This is a genomic window from Ruegeria sp. H9 (assembly GCF_056532915.1).
The window spans coordinates 1-22,426 of record NZ_JBQFNX010000007.1; the positions used below are offsets into that span (position 1 = coordinate 1).

23 protein-coding genes are annotated in these 22,426 nt (G+C 57.8%); 12 read left to right on the forward strand and 11 right to left on the reverse strand.

Annotated features, from left to right (window positions below):
- Window positions 1–101: 101 nt before the first annotated feature.
- On the reverse strand, window positions 102–1,673 hold the full coding sequence (locus tag ACR0CZ_RS19480; protein WP_170395900.1) for a 2-isopropylmalate synthase: 1,572 nt from the start codon (window positions 1,671–1,673) through the stop codon (window positions 102–104).
- Window positions 1,674–1,753: 80 nt separating this feature from the next.
- Entirely contained in the window at window positions 1,754–1,969 is a 216-nt protein-coding gene (locus tag ACR0CZ_RS19485) for a hypothetical protein (RefSeq protein WP_170395902.1), read from the reverse strand.
- Between ACR0CZ_RS19485 and ACR0CZ_RS19490 the strand changes: the two genes are divergently transcribed.
- Entirely contained in the window at window positions 1,950–2,615 is a 666-nt protein-coding gene (locus ACR0CZ_RS19490) for an SDR family NAD(P)-dependent oxidoreductase (protein WP_170395904.1), read from the forward strand. The two genes, ACR0CZ_RS19485 and ACR0CZ_RS19490, sit on opposite strands and share 20 nt — an antisense overlap.
- Window positions 2,616–2,622: 7 nt before the next feature.
- Here ACR0CZ_RS19490 and ACR0CZ_RS19495 read toward each other — a convergent pair whose 3' ends face one another.
- Window positions 2,623–4,128: a 2-isopropylmalate synthase gene (locus ACR0CZ_RS19495; RefSeq protein ID WP_170395906.1), complete on the reverse strand. Its 1,506-nt coding sequence runs from the start codon at window positions 4,126–4,128 to the stop codon at window positions 2,623–2,625.
- A 142-nt stretch (window positions 4,129–4,270) separates the two neighbouring features.
- On the opposite strand from ACR0CZ_RS19495, the gene ACR0CZ_RS19500 reads away from it, so the two are divergent.
- The 3 genes from ACR0CZ_RS19500 (at window position 4,271) to ACR0CZ_RS19510 (ending at window position 7,970) form a co-directional block, all read left to right on the forward strand.
- Window positions 4,271–5,929 (forward strand): NAD+ synthase, encoded by a 1,659-nt coding sequence (locus ACR0CZ_RS19500; protein ID WP_480537242.1) that lies wholly within the window; start codon window positions 4,271–4,273, stop codon window positions 5,927–5,929.
- 218 nt (window positions 5,930–6,147) lie between these two features.
- The gene (locus ACR0CZ_RS19505) at window positions 6,148–6,489 is read left to right on the forward strand and encodes a hypothetical protein (protein WP_170395910.1); all 342 of its coding nucleotides are present in this window, start codon (window positions 6,148–6,150) and stop codon (window positions 6,487–6,489) included.
- A gap of 149 nt (window positions 6,490–6,638) precedes the next feature.
- A complete protein-coding gene (locus tag ACR0CZ_RS19510) occupies window positions 6,639–7,970 on the forward strand; it encodes an NAD(P)/FAD-dependent oxidoreductase (protein WP_480537243.1) in 1,332 nt (443 codons plus the stop codon).
- Window positions 7,971–7,973: 3 nt separating this feature from the next.
- Here ACR0CZ_RS19510 and ACR0CZ_RS19515 read toward each other — a convergent pair whose 3' ends face one another.
- The gene (locus tag ACR0CZ_RS19515; protein WP_170802397.1) at window positions 7,974–8,906 is read right to left on the reverse strand and encodes an MBL fold metallo-hydrolase; all 933 of its coding nucleotides are present in this window, start codon (window positions 8,904–8,906) and stop codon (window positions 7,974–7,976) included.
- A 376-nt stretch (window positions 8,907–9,282) separates the two neighbouring features.
- Between ACR0CZ_RS19515 and ACR0CZ_RS19520 the strand changes: the two genes are divergently transcribed.
- Together ACR0CZ_RS19520 and gltX are read left to right on the forward strand one after the other, a co-directional pair.
- Window positions 9,283–9,456 (forward strand): DUF1801 domain-containing protein, encoded by a 174-nt coding sequence (locus tag ACR0CZ_RS19520; RefSeq protein ID WP_480537244.1) that lies wholly within the window; start codon window positions 9,283–9,285, stop codon window positions 9,454–9,456.
- A 60-nt stretch (window positions 9,457–9,516) separates the two neighbouring features.
- Window positions 9,517–10,842 (forward strand): glutamate--tRNA ligase, encoded by a 1,326-nt coding sequence (gene gltX, locus ACR0CZ_RS19525; RefSeq protein ID WP_170395918.1) that lies wholly within the window; start codon window positions 9,517–9,519, stop codon window positions 10,840–10,842.
- Between the two features lie 15 nt (window positions 10,843–10,857).
- Here the strand turns inward: gltX and ACR0CZ_RS19530 are convergent, their stop codons facing one another.
- Entirely contained in the window at window positions 10,858–11,469 is a 612-nt protein-coding gene (locus ACR0CZ_RS19530; protein WP_170395920.1) for a gamma-glutamylcyclotransferase family protein, read from the reverse strand.
- Between the two features lie 94 nt (window positions 11,470–11,563).
- Here ACR0CZ_RS19530 and ACR0CZ_RS19535 point away from each other — a divergent pair, with 94 nt between their 5' ends.
- Complete coding sequence (locus tag ACR0CZ_RS19535; protein ID WP_170423813.1) at window positions 11,564–12,010, forward strand: Rrf2 family transcriptional regulator; 447 nt, start codon at window positions 11,564–11,566, stop codon at window positions 12,008–12,010.
- A gap of 2 nt (window positions 12,011–12,012) precedes the next feature.
- Here ACR0CZ_RS19535 and ACR0CZ_RS19540 read toward each other — a convergent pair whose 3' ends face one another.
- Together ACR0CZ_RS19540 and ACR0CZ_RS19545 are read right to left on the reverse strand one after the other, a co-directional pair.
- Complete coding sequence (locus tag ACR0CZ_RS19540; protein WP_170423815.1) at window positions 12,013–14,541, reverse strand: FtsX-like permease family protein; 2,529 nt, start codon at window positions 14,539–14,541, stop codon at window positions 12,013–12,015.
- Window positions 14,538–15,233, reverse strand: coding sequence for an ATP-binding cassette domain-containing protein (locus ACR0CZ_RS19545; protein WP_170395925.1), 696 nt, complete (start codon window positions 15,231–15,233; stop codon window positions 14,538–14,540). The genes ACR0CZ_RS19540 and ACR0CZ_RS19545 overlap by 4 nt, the downstream gene beginning before the upstream one ends.
- A 69-nt stretch (window positions 15,234–15,302) precedes the next feature.
- Here ACR0CZ_RS19545 and ACR0CZ_RS19550 point away from each other — a divergent pair, with 69 nt between their 5' ends.
- A complete protein-coding gene (locus ACR0CZ_RS19550) occupies window positions 15,303–15,923 on the forward strand; it encodes an arylesterase (RefSeq protein WP_170396098.1) in 621 nt (206 codons plus the stop codon).
- 9 nt (window positions 15,924–15,932) lie between these two features.
- Window positions 15,933–16,547: an SOS response-associated peptidase gene (locus ACR0CZ_RS19555; RefSeq protein WP_170395926.1), complete on the forward strand. Its 615-nt coding sequence runs from the start codon at window positions 15,933–15,935 to the stop codon at window positions 16,545–16,547.
- On the opposite strand, the gene ACR0CZ_RS19560 is transcribed toward ACR0CZ_RS19555, so the two are convergent.
- Window positions 16,544–17,098, reverse strand: coding sequence for a L,D-transpeptidase (locus ACR0CZ_RS19560; RefSeq protein WP_170395928.1), 555 nt, complete (start codon window positions 17,096–17,098; stop codon window positions 16,544–16,546). The genes ACR0CZ_RS19555 and ACR0CZ_RS19560 overlap by 4 nt on opposite strands.
- A 167-nt stretch (window positions 17,099–17,265) precedes the next feature.
- Complete coding sequence (locus tag ACR0CZ_RS19565) at window positions 17,266–17,472, reverse strand: cold-shock protein (RefSeq protein ID WP_010442474.1); 207 nt, start codon at window positions 17,470–17,472, stop codon at window positions 17,266–17,268.
- A 327-nt stretch (window positions 17,473–17,799) separates the two neighbouring features.
- On the opposite strand from ACR0CZ_RS19565, the gene ACR0CZ_RS19570 reads away from it, so the two are divergent.
- A complete protein-coding gene (locus tag ACR0CZ_RS19570; RefSeq protein ID WP_170395930.1) occupies window positions 17,800–18,393 on the forward strand; it encodes an REP-associated tyrosine transposase in 594 nt (197 codons plus the stop codon).
- 336 nt (window positions 18,394–18,729) lie between these two features.
- Here the strand turns inward: ACR0CZ_RS19570 and ACR0CZ_RS19575 are convergent, their stop codons facing one another.
- Together ACR0CZ_RS19575 and ettA are read right to left on the reverse strand one after the other, a co-directional pair.
- Window positions 18,730–19,395 (reverse strand): hypothetical protein, encoded by a 666-nt coding sequence (locus tag ACR0CZ_RS19575; protein WP_170395932.1) that lies wholly within the window; start codon window positions 19,393–19,395, stop codon window positions 18,730–18,732.
- Between the two features lie 42 nt (window positions 19,396–19,437).
- Window positions 19,438–21,105, reverse strand: coding sequence for an energy-dependent translational throttle protein EttA (gene ettA / locus ACR0CZ_RS19580; RefSeq protein ID WP_010442471.1), 1,668 nt, complete (start codon window positions 21,103–21,105; stop codon window positions 19,438–19,440).
- A gap of 138 nt (window positions 21,106–21,243) precedes the next feature.
- On the opposite strand from ettA, the gene ACR0CZ_RS19585 reads away from it, so the two are divergent.
- The gene (locus tag ACR0CZ_RS19585) at window positions 21,244–21,714 is read left to right on the forward strand and encodes an MOSC domain-containing protein (protein ID WP_170395935.1); all 471 of its coding nucleotides are present in this window, start codon (window positions 21,244–21,246) and stop codon (window positions 21,712–21,714) included.
- A 32-nt stretch (window positions 21,715–21,746) separates the two neighbouring features.
- On the forward strand, window positions 21,747–22,367 hold the full coding sequence (locus ACR0CZ_RS19590) for a nicotinate-nucleotide adenylyltransferase (RefSeq protein WP_223117575.1): 621 nt from the start codon (window positions 21,747–21,749) through the stop codon (window positions 22,365–22,367).
- Window positions 22,368–22,426 lie beyond the last annotated feature (59 nt).

Genomic DNA, 22,426 nt, shown 5'->3' on the forward strand with positions numbered 1-22,426 from the left:
CCCGGCAGCGCGCCAGTGGCGCGCTGCCGGGCCCAAAACCCAAGAAGGGTCGGCGAAGCCGGGCCGCCGCGGGCGCGGGAGCCATTCGCCTTACCCTTCGATCAGGTCAGGTCTTTGTAGCTGATCTCGCGTGTATCTGCCCCCGGACCAGCCTTTTCACGACGCATGATCAGGCGGTTCAGCGCGTGGATATAGGCTTTGGCCGACGCAACCACCGTATCTGTATTTGCAGACTGACCGGTGGCGATCATACCATCCTCTTCCAGACGGACCGAAACCGTGGCTTGCGCGTCCGTACCTTCGGTTACCGCATGCACCTGATACAGTTGCAGCCGCGCAGTGTTGGGATAGATCGCCCGGATCGCCCGGAAGGTTGCGTCTACGGGGCCGTCACCGTTTTCCGTGGCGATCCTGTCCGCACCCTCTACCTCCAGTTCGACCGTCGCTTCGGCCTGACCTCCGGTACCGCAGGTCACTTTCATCGACACCAGCTGAAGATGATCGTCCGCTTCGTCGTCGACGCTCATTAACGCGATGAGGTCATCGTCAAAGACTTCTTTCTTGCGGTCGGCCAGATCCTTGAAGCGCACAAAAATGTCTTTGAGCTGGTTGTCACCAACCTCATACCCGAGCGTTTCGAGCTTATCGCGCAGTGCAGCGCGGCCCGAATGCTTGCCCAGCGGCAAAGAGGTGCCAGAGAGCCCAATGTCTTCAGGGCGCATGATCTCGAAGTTTTCGCGGTTCTTCAGCATGCCATCCTGATGGATGCCGCTTTCATGGGCAAAAGCGTTCTTGCCGACAATGGCCTTGTTGAACTGCACCGGAAATCCGGCCACGGTCGCGACCCGTCGCGAAATATGCATGATCTTGGTGGTGTCGATGCCAGTATGCCACGGCATGATGTCGTTGCGTGTGCGCAACGCCATCACAACTTCTTCCAGCGCGGTGTTGCCTGCGCGTTCACCCAACCCGTTTATGGTGCATTCGATCTGACGCGCACCACCTGCGACCGCTGCCAGAGAGTTCGCTGTCGCCATGCCAAGGTCGTTGTGGCAGTGGGTGGCAAAGATTACCTCATCCGCGCCGGGAACCGTCTCGATCAGGCGCTTGATCAGATCTGCAGACTCGACCGGGGCAGTATAACCGACAGTATCGGGGATATTGATCGTGGTTGCGCCAGCCTTGATCGCAATCTCGATCACACGGCACAGATAATCCCATTCGGTCCGGGTCGCATCCATCGGCGACCACTGCACGTTTTCGCAAAGGTTGCGCGCGTGGCTGACCGTTTCGTGGATCTTGTCGGCCATCTCGTCTTGCGTCAGATTTGGTATCGCCCGGTGCAGCGGAGAGGTTCCGATAAAGGTGTGGATCCGGTTCTTCTCGGCGTGTTTCACCGCCTCCCAACACCGATCGATATCGGCGAAATTGGCGCGGGCCAGACCACAGATGCGGCTGTTCTTCGAGCGCTCGGCGATCTCGGACACCGCTTTGAAGTCGCCTTCCGATGCAATGGGGAATCCGGCTTCGATGATGTCGACGCCCATCTCATCCAGAAGCTCGGCAATTTCGAGCTTTTCGTTGTGGGTCATGGTCGCGCCGGGGCTCTGCTCGCCGTCGCGCAAGGTGGTGTCGAAGATCACGACGCGGTCTTGGTCGGTCACGTTTGTCATGGGGTTCTCTTTCTTCTTCTGTCCTAAAGCCTCTTGGCGCGCGGGCGTCCTCCTCTGAGCGGGCGCGCCGGATGGCACGCTCAGAGGCGGATTAGGATCAGTAGACCACGCAGCAACGCGCCGCTGGGTGCGGCGTTTGCAAAAGCGATATCTGCGCGGTTGATCATGGGGATCAGCTTATACAGGGCGCGCGGCGAATGAAAAGCGGGAAATTTACGGGGGAACAAAAATGACGGTGGAGTTGAAGCGATGAAGCTTTCGGCTAACTTCTCGAGCATGAAAACAGCATTAATCATCGGAGCTTCTGGCGGTATCGGGCGCGCTTTGAATGACCACCTGACAACGGATGGTGTCAAAGTCACCCGACTGGCCAGATCAACGGATGGGTTTGACCTGACCGACCCGGATGGCGCAGAGCGTATGCTGGCGTCCCTTTCTGATCCGTTTGATCTGATCCTGGTAGCCTCAGGGGCGCTTGAGATTAACGGTATGGGTCCGGAAAAATCTATGCGCACCTTGTCCGCGAAGGCGATGATGGACCAGTTTGCACTGAACGCAGTTGGCCCGGCCTTGGTGTTGAAGCACGTGCACCGCCTGCTGCCACGCGACCGCAGATCGGTGATCGCCGTGCTGTCGGCCCGGGTTGGTTCAATCGGGGACAACCGGCTGGGTGGGTGGGTCAGTTATCGTGCGGCCAAGGCGGCTGTGAATCAGATAGTACATACGGCTGCCATCGAATTGGCGCGCACGCACAAACAGGCCATATGTGTCGCTTTGCACCCCGGAACAGTCAAAACGGCCTTTACCGAAAAGTACCTTGCCCGCCACCCGGCTGTTGAACCCAATGAGGCCGCAGCCAATCTGCTGTCCGTCATCAATGGACTTACCCCCGCTGACTCGGGCAGTTTTTACGATTGGGCTGGCAAGCGCGTGCCGTGGTAAGGCTGATTTAGCCGTCGTTTGTATCCGGGTCCGTCGCGTCAGGGGCGGGCGCGTCGGGGGTAGAGTCGGGCTCAGGGGTTTCGGCGCTCGAAGCGGGTGTTTCGGGCGCAATCTCTGTCTCGGTCGCCAGCGTGTCATTTTCCCAGACGCCGGTCTCAACCTCGCCGCCTGCGAAACGCATCGTGCCGTCACCATGGCGTTTGTTTTCCAGGAAATTGCCCTCATAGACATCCCCGGTCTCATAGGTGGCGGTTCCAAAGCCAGTGATCTTGCCGTCGGCCCAGTCGCCTGTGTAGCTGTATCCGCCCGGTCGGGTCAGTGTTCCCTTGCCGTGACGCTTGCCATTCAGAAAATCGCCTTCGTAAATGATCCCGTCCGGAAACGTAGCCTTGCCCTTCCCCTGCCGGACGCCGTCTACCCAATCGCCATCATAGCGATAGCCATTTGCAAAGGTCAGAATACCTTTGCCGTCGAAGCGGGCGTTTTTGAACTGGCCCGTATAAGCCGTTCCGTTGGGATAGGTTGCCGTGCCGGTGCCCTCAAAAATCCCGGCGATCCAGTTGCCGTCGTAAACTGATCCGTCGGGGTATGTCGTTTGCCCCTTGCCATGAGGCAGGTCATCCAGAAAGTCGCCGATATAAACCGAACCATCGGGATAGAGCATCTCGCCCAGGCCCTCAATCTGGCCCTTTTGCCAGGCACCTGTGTACGCAAACCCGTCGCTGCCCTTGTAGGTGCCCTGACCATGGCGCTGGTCGTCAGCATAGTCGCCTTCATAGGTCGCACCGTTGGCGTATATGGACTTGCCTTTGCCCTGTCGGCGATTTTCGACCATTTCGCCTTCGTAGACATCTCCGTTGGGTTGAACCAAACGGCCTGTTCCGGCCATCTGGTCGTTGGCCCAGGACCCAGCATAAGTCATGCCGTCGACCCAGACTTGACTACCCTGACCATGCCGTTGCCCGCCATTCAAGCCGCCCTCATAGGTACTTCCATCGGCGTAGGTGATCTTGGCGCTGCCGGTTTTCTGGCCGTTTACCCAGTCGCCCTCATAAACCGAGCCATCCGGGCCGGTCAGCACGCCGTGACCGTGATATCTGGCGTCCTTGAAGCCGCCCTCGTATCGCGAGCCGTTGGAATATGTCGCGATACCGGTACCGTTTATCGTGCCTTTGGCCCACTCGCCCTCATAGGACTGGCCATCAGAATAGACGATTTTGCCGCGCCCTTCTGGTTGGCCCTTGGTGAATGTCCCTTCATAGACAGAGCCATTGGCGTAGCGCGCGGTGCCTTGTCCTTGAATCTCGCCCTCGACCCATTGACCGGAATATTCAAAACCGTTCGGCAGGCGGTAAGTGCCGGTGCCATGGCGCAGCCCGTTTTCGAACGTGCCCTCGTAGACACCTCCGACATCATCATCAGCGATGACAATCTGACCGTCCTGTTGGGCGATCGCAAAAGTCGCCAGCATTGTAAGCGTTGCAGCGGTAAGGGATGTGCGGATCGCTTTCATTTTTTGTACCTGCCTGCGGTGTTTGTGTTGGCGCAAAACTAAGATACCGCCGAGGGCAGAGCAACGGCTTTTGGCGCATTTGCCTTTCACTCGCGGTGTGATCTGCTAAATCCCTGAAAGACATGAGGGCAAGAGGGCAAAAATGGCCGATCGTTTCCGCATCACTCTGGCGCAATTGAACCCAACGGTTGGGGATATCGACGGTAATGCCGCCAAGGCTGCTGCAGCCTGGCAGCAAGGGCGCGCGGCGCAGGCTGATCTTGTGGCGCTGCCCGAGATGTTCATAACCGGCTACAATACCCAGGATCTGGTGATGAAGCCCGCGTTTCATCGGGCCGCGATGAATGCGGTGCAGGCGTTGGCTGAAGACTGTGCCGACGGCCCGGCGTTGGCCATCGGCGGTCCTTGGGTTGAAGATGGGAAGCTTTATAACGCCTACCTGATCCTCAATGGTGGGCGGATTGTCAGCAAAGTTCTTAAACATCATTTGCCCAATGAGACCGTCTTTGATGAAGTACGCCTTTATGATGCGGGTCCTATGGGCGGCCCTTATGCGGTTGGAAATGTCCGTATTGGTAGCCCGATTTGCGAGGATGGCTGGCACGAGGATGTCGCCGAGACACTGGAAGAAACCGGGGCCGAGTTTCTGCTGATCCCCAACGGCTCGCCCTATTTTCGAAACAAATACGATATCCGGTTGAACCACATGGTGGCTCGCACGGTCGAAACGGGTCTGCCGGTAATCTACCTGAACATGGTCGGCGGGCAGGATGATCAGGTTTTCGACGGTGCTACGTTTGGATTGAACCCGGGTGGAGAGCTTGCGTTCCGCATGCCCGTCTTCGATGAGGCCGTCAGCCATATCGATCTGTCGCGCCAAGATGACGGATGGCGTATTGTGGCTGGTGAAGTCGTGCCGCAACCCGACGAATGGGAGCAGGATTATCGCGCGATGGTGCAATCTCTGCGCGATTACATGGGTAAGACGGGGTTTGGCAAAGCTGTGCTGGGGTTGTCGGGTGGTGTCGACTCGGCGCTGGTGGCCGCAATAGCCGTGGATGCCATCGGGGCGGAAAATGTACGCTGCGTAATGCTGCCTTCGGAATATACAAGCCAAAGTTCTTTGGATGATGCCGAAGCCGTCGCCAAGGCGCTGGGCGTGCACTACGACTTTGTGCCGATCTCTGAGGGACGCGCAGCGGTAACCAACACTTTGGCTCCGCTTTTTGCGGGGCTGAATGAGGACCTGACCGAAGAAAATGTCCAGTCTCGCCTGCGCGGTCTTCTGCTAATGGCGATTTCGAACAAGTTTGGCGAGATGCTGCTGACCACCGGCAACAAGTCCGAGGTCGCAGTTGGCTACGCCACTATCTATGGTGACATGAACGGTGGCTATAACCCGATCAAAGATCTGTACAAAACTCGCGTGTTCGAGACCTGCCGCTGGCGCAACGCCAATCATCGCGACTGGATGATGGGTCCCGAGGGTGAGGTCATACGCCCTTCGGTGATCGACAAGCCGCCAAGTGCTGAATTGCGTGAAGACCAGAAAGACAGCGACAGCCTGCCGGACTACCCCGTTCTCGATGCGATTCTTGATATTTTGGTGGATCAGGATGGCTCAATCGCCGACTGCGTTGCAGCCGGATTTGACGAGGCCGAGGCCCGGCGGGTCGAACATCTGATTTACATTAGTGAATACAAGCGCTTCCAGTCCGCGCCTGGCACACGGTTGACACCGCGGGCCTTCTGGCTGGATCGCCGCTATCCGATTGTAAATCGCTGTCGGGATAGAACGTAAGCACCGCTCTGATTGAAGAATTTACCATTGTTTCGAAAGTGCATGGTAATGCGGATTTCTGCGGCAGTTTGTTTATCCATTTCAGCCAGTTGTGCGATGAAAAGACTATGTTTCGCTTGTACGCGCGTCCTTTTTTTGCCACATTTACGACAGGGGTCTGCCTCATATGGGGCGGATGTGACGCAATCCGGTAGGTTGGCCTGCCATTTTCAGAGCCGATGACCGGGATTGTGGAACTGGGAAAAGGCATCCGTGTTTGGGATGTCAGTAAAGGTATTGGTGGTCAAATGACGAATGGATACGATAAGCCGCTTCATTCTCCGTTGCAGTTGAAGCCTATGGAATCAGCGCCGCGCAAGTTGGATGAACAGGCGCTGGATGCTGCGATTGCAGACATTATGAGCCAGGAAGAGCCGACGCCCGGCGCGGTGGCAGGCCCGGTTCCGTTGCGATCGGAATTTCCGGTGTTGCAGCCACAGGAATCGCTTGCATCAAAGTCCGATCCCAAGCTCAGCACGGTACTGCGCCAGAAATGGGCGCAACTTTCCGGGGCGGCGTAATCTGAACGCATCTGCGCGGCGTAATTCGCCGCGCATTGGCCAATTGGCCACAGGTTCCGGCAATTGCCCGGGACCAACCGTTTTCTACATTGCCAGTGAAATCGCCTTCAGGCTGGATGTCGCTCCGATGAACGAGCACCGAGCGGTTAATGCCAGGCCCCACACCGACACCCGTCGAATCTGATCTCACACTTCCCAAACACGTAGATGTTGTCGTCATAGGTGGTGGAATCATCGGGGCTTCGGCTGCCTTCGAGCTTGCTGAGCGAGGTGTTTCCGTTCTGTTGTGCGAGAAAGGCCGGATTGCGGGCGAGCAAAGCTCGCGCAATTGGGGCTGGGTGCGCCTTGGGACACGTGATCCGCGCGAGATCCCCCTGATGCAAGAGGCGCTTAGAATCTGGCAAGGGCTGGATGCGCGATTGGGACGCGCCACAGGCTATGTTCAATCAGGAATCGTGTTTGGCGCATCTGGCGCACGAGACGATGAAAACCTGACGCGATGGCTGGACCATGTTGAAGGGCTGCAAACAGGTGCTAGCATGGTATCCGGCGCTGAACTGGACTGGTTGCTGTCGGACAACAGTATGAAACTGCGCTCAGCGCTTTACATGCCGCAGGACGGGCGGGCCGAGCCGCAATGGGCGGCCCCCGCAATCGCCGAGGCGGCGCGCGACCGTGGGGCCGCGATCATGACGCAATGCGCGGTGCGAAGTGTCGATGTTGCTGCGGGCCGGATCGCAGGTGTTTTCACCGAACGCGGCCGCGTTAGGTGTAGTCAAGTCGTACTTGCAGGCGGAGCCTGGTCTCGGCTGTTTGCGGGGAACGCTGGAATCACTCTGCCACAGCTCAAAGTGCTCAATACGGTCATGCGGACCTCTCCGGTTGCAGCAGGGCCAGAGGTGTCGCTTTGGAGTGATGATTTTGCCATTCGAAAGCGCTCGGACGGGGGATACACCATAGCTTCGGGTCACGAGAATACAGTGGATATCGTTCCTGACAGTTTCCGACTCGGGTTGCAGTTTCTGCCCGCATTCCGGCAAGAGTGGCGGTCCTTAAGGTTTCGCTTTTCGAGACGCTGGATGGTCGAGGCGAATGAGGATCGAAGCTGGCTGCCGACCGATGTGACACCGTTTGAACATTGCCGAGTACTCGACCCGGAACCTTCCCAGAAAGTGTTGCGAAGGGCGTGGGCCAACGCCCGCAAGGCGTTGCCTGCGCTTGATAGTGCGGAGATCGTGCAAAGCTGGGCCGGCCTGATCGATGTGACCCCGGATGCGATCCCGGTCATCTCGAAAGTGGACGCGGTGCAGGGCCTGCATATTGCGACCGGTTTCTCTGGCCACGGTTTTGGCATCGGTCCTGCCGCCGGTCGATTAGTGGCGGACCTTGTTACGGAAAGCACGCCTTGCGTTGATCCGACCGCCTTTCGCCTGTCCCGTTTCACCGATGGGGCAAAAGTGCGGCCGGATGCTGGTTTTTAGCCTCTAACCCATCATTTGATAGCTGACCGGCACGAACCGGAACCCGTCGCCACGGGATTCGACATACCCAGCGGCTGGGAAAGGCATGTGATAGCCGATCATAGGCACTTTTTCCGCAGCCAGCATGCCCAGCACATTCCTGCGCGATTCCGTTGCAGCGGCTTTGTCCATGTCGAATCGCACTTCCCATTCAGGATGTGCAAAGGACCAGACATAGTGATTTGCAAGATCCGCCGTCAGGACCAGACGCTGACCGTTGCTTTCTAGGTGATAGACCATATGGCCCGGAGTATGCCCAAACGCTGCCATACCGGTGACGCCAGATGCGACTTCACCACCATCCCCGATAAAGGTCATCTTCTCTGCCATCGGGGTGACTTTGGCTGCAACCATATCACCCACTCGGTTGCCCGCGTCTTGCGCTGACCAAAAGTCGTATTCGGGTGCTGCTGTTACATAACGCGCATTGGCAAAAGTCGCGGCATCATTGGTTGTCATACCACCGATATGATCGGGATGCATGTGGGTAATGACCACCACATCGATCTGATCAGGCGTTACGCCGGCGTCGGCCAACGCGGCCTGAATTCCACCTTGGCCAAGCCCAGTATCGAACAAGATCATCTCGGACCCAGTATTAACCAGCGTTGGCGTGAAGAAGAACTGCGCAACATCTGGCGAGATGAAGTTGTCAGCCGATACACGGGCGAAATCTTCATCCGAGGCGCCGCCGCCGAAAATGTCTTGCGCACCATCACGAGGCAGGCTGCCATCCAACAAGGTGGTGACGGTGAAATCGCCCAGTTGAAACGATTTTGCTATTGTAGAGTTGGCTTTGGTCTCGGTACCTGCGGCCAGAACAGGCGAAGTAGCTGCCGCAAGCGGCAGAGCCGCAACCGTTCCAAGCGCCGCCCGGCGAGTCAATCTGATGGTCATGGTCGTTCTCCCTGTCAGAGCATGTTTGACAGAATTAGGTCAGTCTGGGCCTGTGGCCATACTATGGCACTGTTATATGGGCTGCGTAGTTGAACATTACGTGTTAATTTTTGTTCATGCCGCCATCTGCGAATAAAACCGTACCCACCGAGCAAAACGTTGCTGATTTTCTGGCGAGTATTCAGCCGACCCGCAAGGCGGAGGAGGCGCACGTGCTGGACAGGCTGTTTCGTGAAACCACAGGTTATGCGCCAGTAATGTGGGGCCCGTCGATCATTGGCTATGGTCGATATCATTATCGCTATGCGTCAGGGCGTGAGGGCGACTTTCTCGCAACTGGGTTCTCTCCGCGTAAGGCGGCGCATCCATCTATATCATGCCCGGGTATGCTGAATTCGGAGATATCTTATCAAGACTGGGCAAGCACAAGCTGGGTAAATCCTGCCTCTATATGAATAAGCTACCGGATATCGATCTCGACGTGCTTAGTGAACTCATCAAAGCCGGGCTCGAACGCTTAGATGGCATTTGGCCGGTTGAACCAACCTGAAAGCCTCTTCTGGACAAAAACGCGCCCATGTGAGATGAGCCGCGCCAACAGGAGACTTCCATGACCACGACCCGTTTTGCCCCGTCGCCCACCGGTTACATCCATGTGGGCAACCTGCGCACCGCCCTGATGAACTATTTGATCGCCCGCAAAGCCGGCGGTACGTTCATCTTGCGTATCGATGACACCGATCCTGAGCGGTCGAAGGAAGAATATGTCGACGCGATCAAGCAGGATCTGGAGTGGTTGGGCCTGCATTGGGACCGGGTTGAGCGACAGTCGGAGCGTCTGGACCGCTACGCCGAGGCCGCCGACAAGCTGCGCGAGATGGGCCGGTTTTATGAGGCGTTCGAAACGCCGACCGAGCTGGACCTGAAGCGCAAGAAACAGCTGAACATGGGCAAGCCGCCGGTCTATGATCGTGCGGCGTTGAATCTGTCGGATGCCGAGAAAGAAGCCCTGCGTGCCGAACGCGGCAACGGCGTCTGGCGGTTCAAGCTGAACCACGAGCGGATCGAATGGAACGATGGCATTCTGGGCGATATCTCGATTGATGCGGCCTCGGTCTCTGATCCGGTGCTGATCCGAGGAGATGGTCAGGTTCTCTACACGATTGCCTCTGTGGTCGATGACACCGAAATGGGCGTAACCGATGTCGTGCGCGGCTCGGACCATGTCACCAACACCGCAACGCAGATTCAGATCATCGAGGCCTTGGGCGGGACCTGTCCGCGTTTTGCGCACCACTCGTTGCTGACTGGCCCGCAGGGAGAGGCGTTGTCGAAACGCTTGGGCACTCTGGCCTTGCGCGATCTGCGAGAGCAGGGTGTGCAGCCAATGGCCTTACTGAGTCTGATGGCGCGTCTGGGGTCGTCAGATCCGGTTGAGCTGCGCTCGGATATGGCAGAGTTGATCGACGGCTTTGATGTTACACGCTTCGGTGCAGCCCCAACCAAGTTCGACGTGCAGGACCTGTTCCCGCTGACTGCGAAGCATCTACAATCGCTGCCGCTGACCGATGTGGCCGATGCCGTTGCTAAAGCAGGTGTACCTGCTGAACTGGCCGAGCCTTTCTGGACCATGGCGCGCGAAAACATCACCACGCTGAGCGATCTCGAGGGATGGTGGGAATTGTGTCGTGATGGGGCCGAACCCCTGATCGCTGACGAGGACCGTGAGTTCATCGCTCAGGCTGTCTCATTGCTGCCCGAAGGCCCATTCGATGGGGAAACTTGGGGCACATGGACCAAGGCCGTGAAAGAGGCCACAGGCCGCAAGGGCAAAGGCCTGTTCATGCCGCTGCGCAAAGCGCTAACGGGGATGGAGCGCGGGCCCGAAATGGCGACCTTGCTGCCGCTGTTGCAGGTGATCCGCGCTCGCGGCTGACTTCAGGGTCAGTGCTTAGAATACGAAGGAGGCAGGTAAATCACCTGCCTTTCTTTGTTCTCCGGGTCGCAAAACTTGCGCCGAAACGCGTTGCAGGCGGTCATCCACGAATTCGGTCTCTGCCTGCTTCAATTGTTGGTGACGGGGATAACTGGGCTCGGCGCGGTCGTTCAAAATCGGAGCATCCCAACCATCGGTTGTTGCAAAGAAGCGATCGGCGCCCTCTGGTCCAAAAGCCCGCAGATACCCTTGCACGACAACATCAATATAGCTGAGCAATAGGGGATGGTGATTGCTGGGCGCGGTGTGTCGATCATGCGGGACTGCGTAGACAGCGATTTCCACCTCTTGCGTCAGAGTGTGCGTGACCGACCGTGTGGCTGGAACGCGGTCATAGGCCCATTCTCTTTCATCCAACGCGGCCCAGTCGTTTTTAGGAACATGGGCGATCATACCATCGATCTCGGAATCAGCATCCGGCACAGCGGTCAAAAACGCCACCGGGCGCAGATCCGTGTGCCGCCATGCGCGTCGCCAACCTTTCAGTCGCGCTGGGCGCGGGTCGGGGAAATCATGCGTCGACAGGTTCACGAGGCTGCCATAGCCGAAGAAATAAGGGTCTGCCATGCGGGTCGCGTCCTTCTTTGACGATTGATGTATGTCAAACAGTCTTTTTACGAGACATGCAATAAAGCTTCACCTTGAGAATCGGGAGGCCCTAATGCGGATTACCAAACGGACGAATATCGCGGTGCGTGTTTTGATGTATTGCGCCGCACATCAGGAACGGCTGGTCACGAAGGCCGAGATCGCCGATGTCTGTAATATTTCAGAAAACCATCTGGCACAGGTGATCAACCAACTGAGCCAGCTAGACTATCTCAGCACACAACGCGGCCGCAATGGTGGCATGACGCTGGCGCGCCCGGCGGATCAGATCCGGGTCGGGTCCGTGTTTCGCCATGTCGAAGGCGGATTGCCGATTGCCGAGTGTTTTGCGGATGCTGACAACACCTGCCCACTGACCGATGCCTGCCGCCTCCGGTTGGCGCTGCGGGATGCGGCTGAGGTGTTTTATGCGTCGCTGGACGAAATCACGCTCGATGCGTTGGTGTGCGACAATGACCAATTGCTGAAAATATTGCAGCCTGTCGCTTGTATGCGCTGAACTCAGTCGCTGGCGCGCAGTATGCGCGCAGGGCGTACTGAAAGTGGGCGCAGGGCAAAGACCATCCCCGCGCCTAAGGTAACGCCAACACCGGCGATGACGATCCCAAGCGCGGATGGCCAGATGACCGCGAACTCTGTGTCGAATATATAAGTAGCCACGGCCCAACCGCCCAGAATTCCGGTCAGCAAAGCAACGCAACCTGCGGCTGCTCCCAAAAGGATTGCCCGCAGGGCAAAGCTGCGCAATATGCGCCCACGGTTGGCACCCAGAGTCTTGAGGATCGCTGCCTCGTACCTACGCGCCGGTTCGCCCGCTGCCGCCGCACCGATCAACACTAAAAACCCGGTCAACAGAGAAACCCCTGCGCCATATGACGTGGCTGCCGCAAGCCCTGCCAGCAGGCCTGATACCCGGTCGATGGCGTCTCTGACCCGGACTGCCGTGATGTTGGGGAATTGACCGGCCAAATCACGCAGAATGGCGGCCTCGGCCTGTTCTTCGGCATAGACGGTAGCGATGAAGCTATGCGGGGCACCAGCCAAGGCAGAGGGGTTCATCGACATGACAAAACCCATTCCTGCAGTGGAGAAATCAACTTCGCGCAGCGATGTGAGTTCAGCTGTGATATCGCGGCCCAGGATATTAACGGTCAGCTCATCGCCCAGTTTCAGGCCCATCTCGTCGGCCTCTTCTGCGGCAAAGCTGACTTGCGGTGGGCCGCTGTAGTCCTCTGGCCACCAAACCCCGTCAGTCACGCGGGCATTCCGTGGGGGGCGGGCAGAGTAGGTTACGCCCCGGTCGCCGTCCAGAACCCAGTGATCGCCTGCAATCTCGTGCGCGGGTCGCCCATTGATTTTGGTAATGATCCCACGCAGCATCGGAGCGCTTTCTACCCGACTGACGGCAGGGTCAGTGTCGAGACGTTCGCTGAACCCGGGCATCTGATCCTTCTGGATATCGACGAAGAAATACGAGGGTGCGACCTCGGGCAAGTTGCCCGAAATCGCATTGCGTAGCGTGCCGTCGATCTGCCCCACCGCCGCAAGGACCGAAAGGCCGAGCCCAAGGGACAGGACCACCGATGCTGCGCCTTCGCGTGGGTCAGAGATGGCGGACAACGCCCACCGCAGGGCTGGACGCCCTCTGGCCCAAGGAGCGCCCGCGCGGGCCAATTTGCGAATGGCAAAGGCAGAAAGGGTCAGCAAAGTGAGCGCCCCCGCCAGACCTGCGCTTGTCCAGAGAGTCAACCGGGTTGAACCGCTGAACCAAGCGGCGGCTCCGATCAGTACGGCCAGGCCAATTGCAGTCGCAATTACATAAATCAAGCGCGGGAAGCTGCTTGCCGAAGTCAGCGCATCCCGGAACAATGTTGCCGCACGCACCTCCTCGGTTCTGGCCAGAGGCCAAAGCGTAAACAGGAACGCGGTTAGCACACCATAAAGTGCGGCCTCGAACAGGGGCTGCGGATATAGCGAGAATACAGCAGGGATCGGCAGTTGGGTTTCGATAACCGGTGCCAGCAGCATTGGAAGCGCCGCGCCCAGGGTCAAACCCATGACGATACCAACGCCTGAAAGAACGGCGACCTGGATCATGTATGTCTGAAAGATTGTGGCCCGATCAGCGCCCAAAGTCCGCAATGTCGCAATGGTTTCCGTTTTCTGGGACAGATAGGCGCGCACGGCAGCCGATACGCCGATCCCCCCAACCGCCAATCCGGATAGACCAACCAGCACCAGAAACGCGCTGAGGCGCCCTACAAACTCGGATATCCCCGGTGCACCATTGCGGGCATCAGTCCAGCGCATGCCGGTTCCCTCGAAGGCCTGCCTGGCTTGCTGCGACAGCGCCTCCAACTCGGCGGTTTGCGGCAAGTTCATCCTGTATTTGGTGGAAAACAAAGTACCCGGAGCCAGCAGGCCCGATGATTGCAAATCCTCGGTTCGAACCAACGTGCGCGGTCCCAGCGAGAACCCATCTGCCGCACCATCCGGTTCGTGTTCCAGCGAGGCCATCAAAACGAACCTCTGCGTGCCGAGATCAAATTGGTCCCCAATCGCAAGGTTCAGGCGGTCAATCAGGGACGGAGCCATCACGGCGCCGGGCAGCCCATCGGCGCCCGCCAAGGCCTCGGGCAAAGAAACTGCGGGTTCCAGAGCCACCGATCCCAACAGCGGATAGGCCCCGTCCACGGCCTTCACCTGAGTTAACGCCCGTTGCGCGCCTGCGCCATCACCCGTGACGGCCATGGACCTGAAATCGACGACCTCCGACACTGCTTGCGCGGTGTCCGCCATCCAGTCACGTTCCTCATCATTTGCAAAGCGATAGGTGAACTCCAGCTGGGCATCGCCGCCTAAGAGCGACGCGCCCTCTTGTTGCAATCCGGTCTGAATGGCTTGGCGCACCATGCCAACCGCAGCAATTGCTGCAACACCCAAAGCCAGGCAAGCCAGAAACACCCGAAACCCGCGCAACCCACCGCGCAGTTCGCGCCGGGCCAGGCGACCGGCCAGACGCAGGCTCATTCGGCGGCCTCACGCTGGGATTCCTCGGCGATACGCCCATCGCGCAAGCGCACAACGCGGTCGCATTTCTGAGCCAGCGTATGGCTGTGCGTGACCAGAACCAGAGTTGCCCCGTGACGGTCCCGCAGTCCAAATAACAGATCAATGATTGCTGAACCGTTGGTTTCATCCAGATTTCCCGTTGGTTCATCTGCCAGTAATATATGCGGGCGCGGGGCCGAAGCGCGGGCCAGCGCCACACGCTGTTGCTCGCCGCCTGACAACTGCGCCGGGTAGTGATCGATACGATGTGAAAGGCCCACGGCCTCCAACTCGGCCGCGGCGCGCTGGAAAGCATCTTTGTGTCCCGCGAGTTCTAACGGGGTCGCCACGTTCTCAAGCGCGGTCATCGTCGGAATCAAGTGGAAATTCTGAAACACTACGCCCATGGCATCTCTTCTGAACCGTGCCAGCGCATCCTCGCTCATTTTCGTCAAATCTTGGCCCAATGCGGTAACGCGTCCACCAGTTGCCTGTTCTAAGCCGCCCATTAGCATCAGTAGCGAAGACTTTCCGGAACCAGAGGGACCGATCAGCCCCAGAGTTTCACCCTTGCTCACAGTCAAAGTGATGTCGTGCAGGATATCCACTCTTCCGGCATTGCCATCCAGCGATAATGCGGCATCTTGGAGGGTGAGAACGGGTGTCGTCATCGATCAGGCCATCAAGAGGGGTACAGTCCATTGGGATATGGCGCGATACAGAAGCTGCGCAAGGGTTTGATGTCAGGCGTGTTCATCTGTTGCGGATTTGCCGCGACGGCTGAGCCGGTGGTGATTGCGGCGCTCGGAGATTCCCTGACACAAGGATATGGACTTCCGCAACAAGACGGGTTTGTGCCCCAACTGCAACGCTGGTTGCAGGAGGAAGGGGCGGATATTCAGCTTATCAACGCCGGTGTTTCCGGGGATACGACCGCAGGAGGAGCCTCCCGCGTTGATTGGACTCTGACGCCAGAGGTCGATGGCATGATTGTAGCCCTCGGCGGCAATGATCTGTTACGCGGTATCGATCCGGATGTGTCGCGCGCCAATCTTGAGGCAATCCTGAACACCGCTGAAGCTGCGAATGTCGAAGTTCTGCTGATCGGCATGCAAGCCCCCGGGAACTATGGGACGGATTACAAGCAAAGTTTCGATGCCATGTATCCGGAACTGGCGCAGCAGTATGGCGCGATCTATGCGGAAAGCTTCTTTGACGGGCTCACGACCGAGGGCGATCCTGCAGCCGCGCGCCAGTTCATGCAATCTGATGGCATCCATCCAAATGCCCAAGGCGTTGCGCTGATCGTTGACGCGCTGGGACCTTTTGTACTGGCTTTAGCGGAGCGCGCTGCCGATTAGGAGGGTCCTATGCCAGGCCGGTTTTTTCTCACACGACCAATTGGCGAGATTGCTAAGTTCCTGAACGTGAAAGATAACGTAGGGCCTCAACCCCCGCGCAGGAACATTCAACCGGGTCAGGAGGTGACGGTATTGACCGGTGAAGGCTTGAAGATGATGCGTTGGGGGATGATCCCGGTCGGCAGGGTCAATGCGCGCGGACGTCCGGTGATGGAGACCATTATCAACGCTCGCTCTGAAACGGTTTTTGACAAAAGCGCATTCGAAGGTGTTGGGCGCGCAGTTATACCAGTTGATGGCTGGTACGAGTGGACCGGAGAGAAACGGCGCAAAACTGCATGGCGTATCGCAGCGAAGGATGGCATTCCGCTGTTATTTGCTGCAATTACGGATAGTTGGGAGGCCCCTGGTGGGCAGCGTGTGAATCAGGTCGCCGCAGTCACCTGCGAGCCAAATGCCGATATAAAGCCGATCCACCACCGTATGGGTGTGTTGCTGGGGTCGCAGGATGTGGATTGCTGGTTACATGGATCCGAAGAAGAGGCGCAGAAGCTGATGCGCCCATGGCCAGAAGGTCGCCTGAGGATTGAACAAGCCGACGATGTGGATTGGTCGGCGGCTTAGACCACGGTCACCACGGTTCCAATCGGCACCCGGTTGTACAGATCGATTACATGCTCATTCAGCATCCGTATGCAGCCGTTCGAGGCCGCGCGACCGATGGTTTGCGGTTGTGTGGTGCCATGGATGCGGAAATAGGTGTCGACTCCGTTTTGGAACAGATACAAAGCGCGCGCGCCCAGTGGATTATCGCTCCCTCCGGGTTGGACATAGTCGTTGTCCTTGAACCGACCATAGGCCACCGGGTCGCGTTCGATCATCTCATCGGTCGGTCGCCAGGTGGGCCATTCCTTCTTGACGTCGATAGTTGCGGTTCCTGTGAACTCCAGTCCGGCTTTGCCGACGCCGCAGCCATAGCGGATCGCTTTGCGGGGTTCGGTTATGTAATAAAGGTAGAAGGAACGGGGAACGACCAGCAGCTGACCGGGTAGGAATTGCTTTTTGACCCGCACGAATTGTGGCGTGGGATCATACTCGACCGCTTTCTTGGCGCTGACAACGCCCGGAAGCAGGCTGACGGCAGTACCGGCCAGAAATACGCGGCGTGTGAACATGGTGACATCCCTCAAATGACCAAAGAAATCATAACGCTAGTTTTGAAATGATAGCGGATTTGGTCAATCACCGGGGAGGAATAACCCGATTGTGATGTATTCCCTATGCCACACACGGGGCGCGGGCATAGCGGAGAGGGCGGGAAAAATCCCGCCCTTTGAATGGCTTAGGCCAGTTCGATATTGTCGGCGCTTTCGCGGCCGTCACGACCAGCGCGTAGCTCGTACGTGACCTTCTGGTTGTCGGCCAGACCGGTGAGGCCCGAACGCTCGACAGCCGAGATGTGTACGAAGATGTCTTTGCCGCCATCTTCAGGTGCGATAAAGCCGTAGCCTTTGGTAGTGTTGAACCATTTTACGGTGCCTGCGGGCATATCCGTTGTCTCCTGTTTAGTGCTGCCCACGTGGATGCGGCAGCCCGGCGTCGTTGTCTGTATCGATAGACTGAGCGCCGTAGAAGGAGACAGTAGGTCGAAATAGAAAAACGTAAGCCCCTTGGATATGGCATCGGTCAGACGGTGTGGCAAGGGCGGATTGTATGGATTGTACAAGGGTTTGAGGCGGAATCGTCCGTCTTGTACAAAAATCCGCCGATGGTTTTGGTTATTAGTTGGCAGAGCTTTGATAAGGTCCGGTTATTTATCTGGCGCGTCGGAGTGGCATTCAGAATCCGTTAACCCTCGTCATGATCAAGTTGCAGCATGAGCGATTATCGACGCGTCCGCATTCCCGGAGCCAAGTATTTTTTCACCGTGTCTTTGGCCGACCGGTCGTCGGATTTATTGGTGCGAGAGGTGGCGCATTTGCGGGCCGCCTTTGCGGTGACCCAGAGGGAGCGGCCGTTCTGGTGCGATGCGATTGTAGTGTTGCCGGATCACCTGCACGCGGTTTGGACCTTGCCTCCGGGGGAGGCGGATTATTCGACGCGGTGGGGTGCGATTAAGGCGCGGTTTACCATGCGTGTGAATGCGGCGAGTCGTAGGCCGGGCTTCAGCCCGGCATCCGCAGACCTACCCGTTGTGAAATCTGGCAGATATGCCGGGCTGAAGCCCGGCCTACGGGCCAACAAACGCGAAGCGCCGATTTGGCAGCGCCGGTTTTGGGAGCACACCATTCGGGACGAACAGGATTACCGCAATCATATGGCGTATTGTTGGGGGAATCCGGTGAAGCACGGGTTGGTTGAGCGCCCGACCGATTGGCCGTATTCGTCAATCCATCGCGATATTCGTGCGGGTCGGGTTGATCCAGAGTGGAGTGGTGTGGTCACCGAGGGATCGTTCGGAGAGCCGTAGGATGGGGTTTCACCCCATCATTTGAGAGGTTGGAGTTTGCAAGTGGTTTGGTGCGCGGGAACAGATCGTGCATGCGTTCGGGTAGGGTCGTTGAGTGAGTGATGGGGTGAAACCCCATCCTACGCTAGCTGCATAGGTCAGGCCGACCCGGAACAGGTGATCGAGGGTACGTTTCGATAGCCGAAGGATAGAAATCCGCATTTTGTAGGCCGGGCTTCAGCCCGGCATCCACCATGAACCTTGGATTAACTGGTTTGATCCCATTCAATAGTGGATATTGTTGAAGTCGCAGGTGTTATGCGGAGTGCCGGGCTGAAGCCCGGCCTACTTTCTACTTCAAAGCAAACACTCGGACACATACGAATTCAAACGCTTAAGCCCATTGCCAGAACTTTCAATGGCGACAGTGCAAGAGAACACCAATACATTCTTTGACGAATACCGAACGGGCACGATCACATAGCGGTTTAAACCTTCTTCGTGGCTCATGTTTGAAATGAAGAAAACGCCGACAATTCCGTGCGCGCCGTCATCGTCGACAAAACTGCTGTTAGCGATCACGTCATCAAAAAAGCGTTTTTGTTCAAATCTGACAGTGGAGAACCACGATTTGTCATGGAAATCCCCGACCTGCCTAAACATTCCTTGCGCGCCATACCCAGGTGAATAGCGCTCATCATATCCAAGCTCGAATTCTACAATCTCCGGAAATTCTTTAGAGTAATAGACAGCTTCGGGATGGTCGCACATATCATGATCCACGATCAGGTCGAGAACCACCAGAGACCATGCATTATCATTCAAGAACTGAAGAAATTCTTGCCTTTCAGCTTCGCGATTGTCGAAGTCCTCACCTACTTGTTCGGGCGAACAGGACGTAATGTGCGTGTTGAGGTAAGGTGCCGTTCTTGTGGCCCAAAAATACTCATACAAACCGATAAAAGTCGCTAGTACACCAATTGCTGCCAGCGACCATTTTGCAAAACGAAATGCAGTGTTCATAGATCCCAGATGGGAACTTAGAACACTGATTTCAAGCGGAATTCACCGCGCAAACTTCTTATGCTTCAACCGCTTAGGCTCCAGCGCGTCCGGTCCCAGACGGCGCTTTTTGTCCTCTTCGTAATCCTCGAAGTTGCCCTCGAACCACTCCACATGCGCATCGCCCTCGAAGGCCAGAATATGCGTGCAGATGCGATCAAGGAAGAAGCGGTCGTGTGAGATGACGACAGCGCAGCCGGCGAAATCGACCAGCGCGTCTTCAAGTGCGCGCAGGGTTTCGACGTCGAGGTCGTTGGTGGGTTCGTCGAGCAGCAGGACGTTGCCGCCCTCTTTCAGCAAACGCGCCATGTGGACGCGGTTGCGTTCACCGCCGGATAGCAGAGAGACCTTTTTCTGCTGGTCACCACCCTTGAAATTGAAGGAGGAGCAATAGGCACGGGAATTGACCTGCGCGTCACCCAGTTGGATGATCTCGGCTCCGCCTGTGATCGCCTCCCACACGGTGTCGTTGTCTTTCAGGTCGTCGCGGGACTGGTCAACGTAGGACAGCTCGACCGTGTCGCCCAGCGTGATGGTGCCGCTGTCGGGCTGCTCCTGACCGGTGAGCATCTTGAACAGGGTCGATTTACCGGCGCCGTTGGGGCCGATGACTCCGACGATGCCGCCGGGGGGCAGGGCGAAGTCCAACCCTTCGATCAGTTGCTTGTCGCCCATGTGTTTCGACAGGCCCTCGACCTCGATCACCTTGCCACCAAGGCGCTGGCCGTTGGGGATGACGATCTGGGCGCGGGTCAGCTTTTCGCGTTCGGACTGTTCGGCCAGTTCGTTATAGGCGTTGATCCGGGCCTTGGATTTGGCCTGACGGGCCTTTTGGCCCTGACGCATCCATTCCAGTTCGCGTTGCAGGGTCTTCTGCTTGGACTTGTCTTCGCGGGCTTCCTGCTCCAGCCGTTTGGCTTTTTGTTCCAGCCATGCGGAATAGTTCCCCTCGTACGGAATGCCGCGACCGCGGTCGAGTTCGAGGATCCAGCCGGTGATGTCATCCAGGAAATAGCGGTCGTGGGTGACGATCAGGATGGTGCCCTTGTAGTCGATCAGGTGCTGTTGCAGCCAGGCGATGGTCTCGGCGTCCAGGTGGTTGGTCGGTTCGTCGAGCAGGAGCATGTCGGGCGCTTCGAGCAGCAGTTTGCAGAGCGCCACGCGGCGTTTCTCACCGCCCGAAAGGTTGGCGATGTTTGCATCGTCTGGCGGGCAGCGCAGCGCTTCCATCGAGACATCGATCTGACTGTCGAGGTCCCACAGGTTTTCCGCGTCGATCGCGTCCTGCAGGGTGGTCATTTCCTCCATCAGCTCATCCGAGTAGTTCTCGGCGATCTCCATGGCGATTTCGTTGAAGCGGTCGACCTTGGCCTTTTTCGCGGCCACGCCCAGCATGACGTTTTCGCGGACGGTCAGCGATTCATCCAGCTGGGGTTCCTGCGGCAGATAGCCGACCTTGGCGCCTTCGGCCGCCCATGCCTCACCGGTGAAGTCCGTATCGAGGCCCGCCATGATCTTCATCAGCGTCGATTTACCCGCGCCGTTGACGCCGACGACACCGATTTTCACGCCGGGCAGGAAGCTCAGGTGGATGTTTTCAAAGCACTTTTTGCCACCGGGATAGGTCTTGGAGACACCCTGCATGTGGTAGACATATTGATAGGCAGCCATGTCGCGTCCTCTGGGTCGGGGAAATCAAGTTGGAACGCTGGATATCCGAGGCGAGCGGGCGGGGCAAGCTGGTGGTTTTGTGAATTTTCTGTGGTCGTTTGATCCGGTAGAACCAACACGACAAGGAGTGGTGGGGTTTTGGCAGAACTTGCGGAACTGATTGCCGGTTGGGCGCAACCGGGCCGGGTGACATGGATCGGTGTACGTCCTGGCCGCAGAGCGGAATTGGATGGGCGCAACGAGGTTTGGGTCTCAGCCGATGGGCTCGACGGCGACCGCAGCCGGGCGGGCAAGCGGGCGGTGACTTTGATCCAGCAGGAACATCTGGCGGCGATTGGCTCTTATCTGGGGCAAGGATCGGTTAAGCCTGAGATCCTGCGGCGCAATCTGGTGGTTTCGGGGATCAATCTGGCGGCGCTAAAGGGGCGGGAGGTGCAGGTCGGGGAGGCCGTTTTGCGCTTTACCGTGATATGCGCTCCGTGCAGTCGGATGGAGGAGGCGTTGGGCAAAGGCGGCTATTCTGCTGTGCGGGGGCATGGGGGATGGTGTGCCGAAGTAGTGCAACCGGGGCAAGTCAGGCTTGGCGATGTGGTGCAGCCGATTGATTGACAACACCTCTCAGTTCTGAACATCAGCAGAGGATGGAACGCAGTACCATTCCATATGCGGGGCCCGGGCAGGTCGTGGGGTTGTTCGGAGGGTCATTTGATCCTCCGCATCAAGGCCATGTGCATGTGACGCGTGAGGCGATGAAGGCGTTTGGGCTGGATCGGGTGTGGTGGCTGGTGTCGCCGGGCAATCCGTTGAAGGAGCGGGGGCCTGCGCCTTTGGAGCGGCGGGTTGCGGCGGCGCGGGACGTGATGCAGCATCCGCGCGTTGATGTGACGGATATTGAGGCGCTGACGGGGACGCGGGCGACGGCGGATACACTGGCGGCGCTGCGGCGGCTTTATCCGCAGGTTCGGTTTGTATGGCTGATGGGGGCCGACAATCTGGCGCAGTTTCACCGCTGGAAAGACTGGCGACAGATCATGGACAGCGTGCCTGTGGGCGTTGTGGCGCGGCCTGGGGACCGGATTTCTGCTCGGATGTCTCCGGCGGCTCGGCTTTATGCCAAGTACCGTATCGATGGGCAGGCGCGGCATTTGCTGGGGCGGGCGGAGGCTCCGGCGTGGTGTTTTGTGAACGTGCCGATGGTTGACGTCAGTTCGACCGAGTTGCGCAATCGCGGGAATTGGAGCGATGGGGTGTTGCCCGAATGACTCCACTTGGCGCATAATCTTAATCAAGTGATTGTCTGCATTTAAGCTCTGGGATTCTA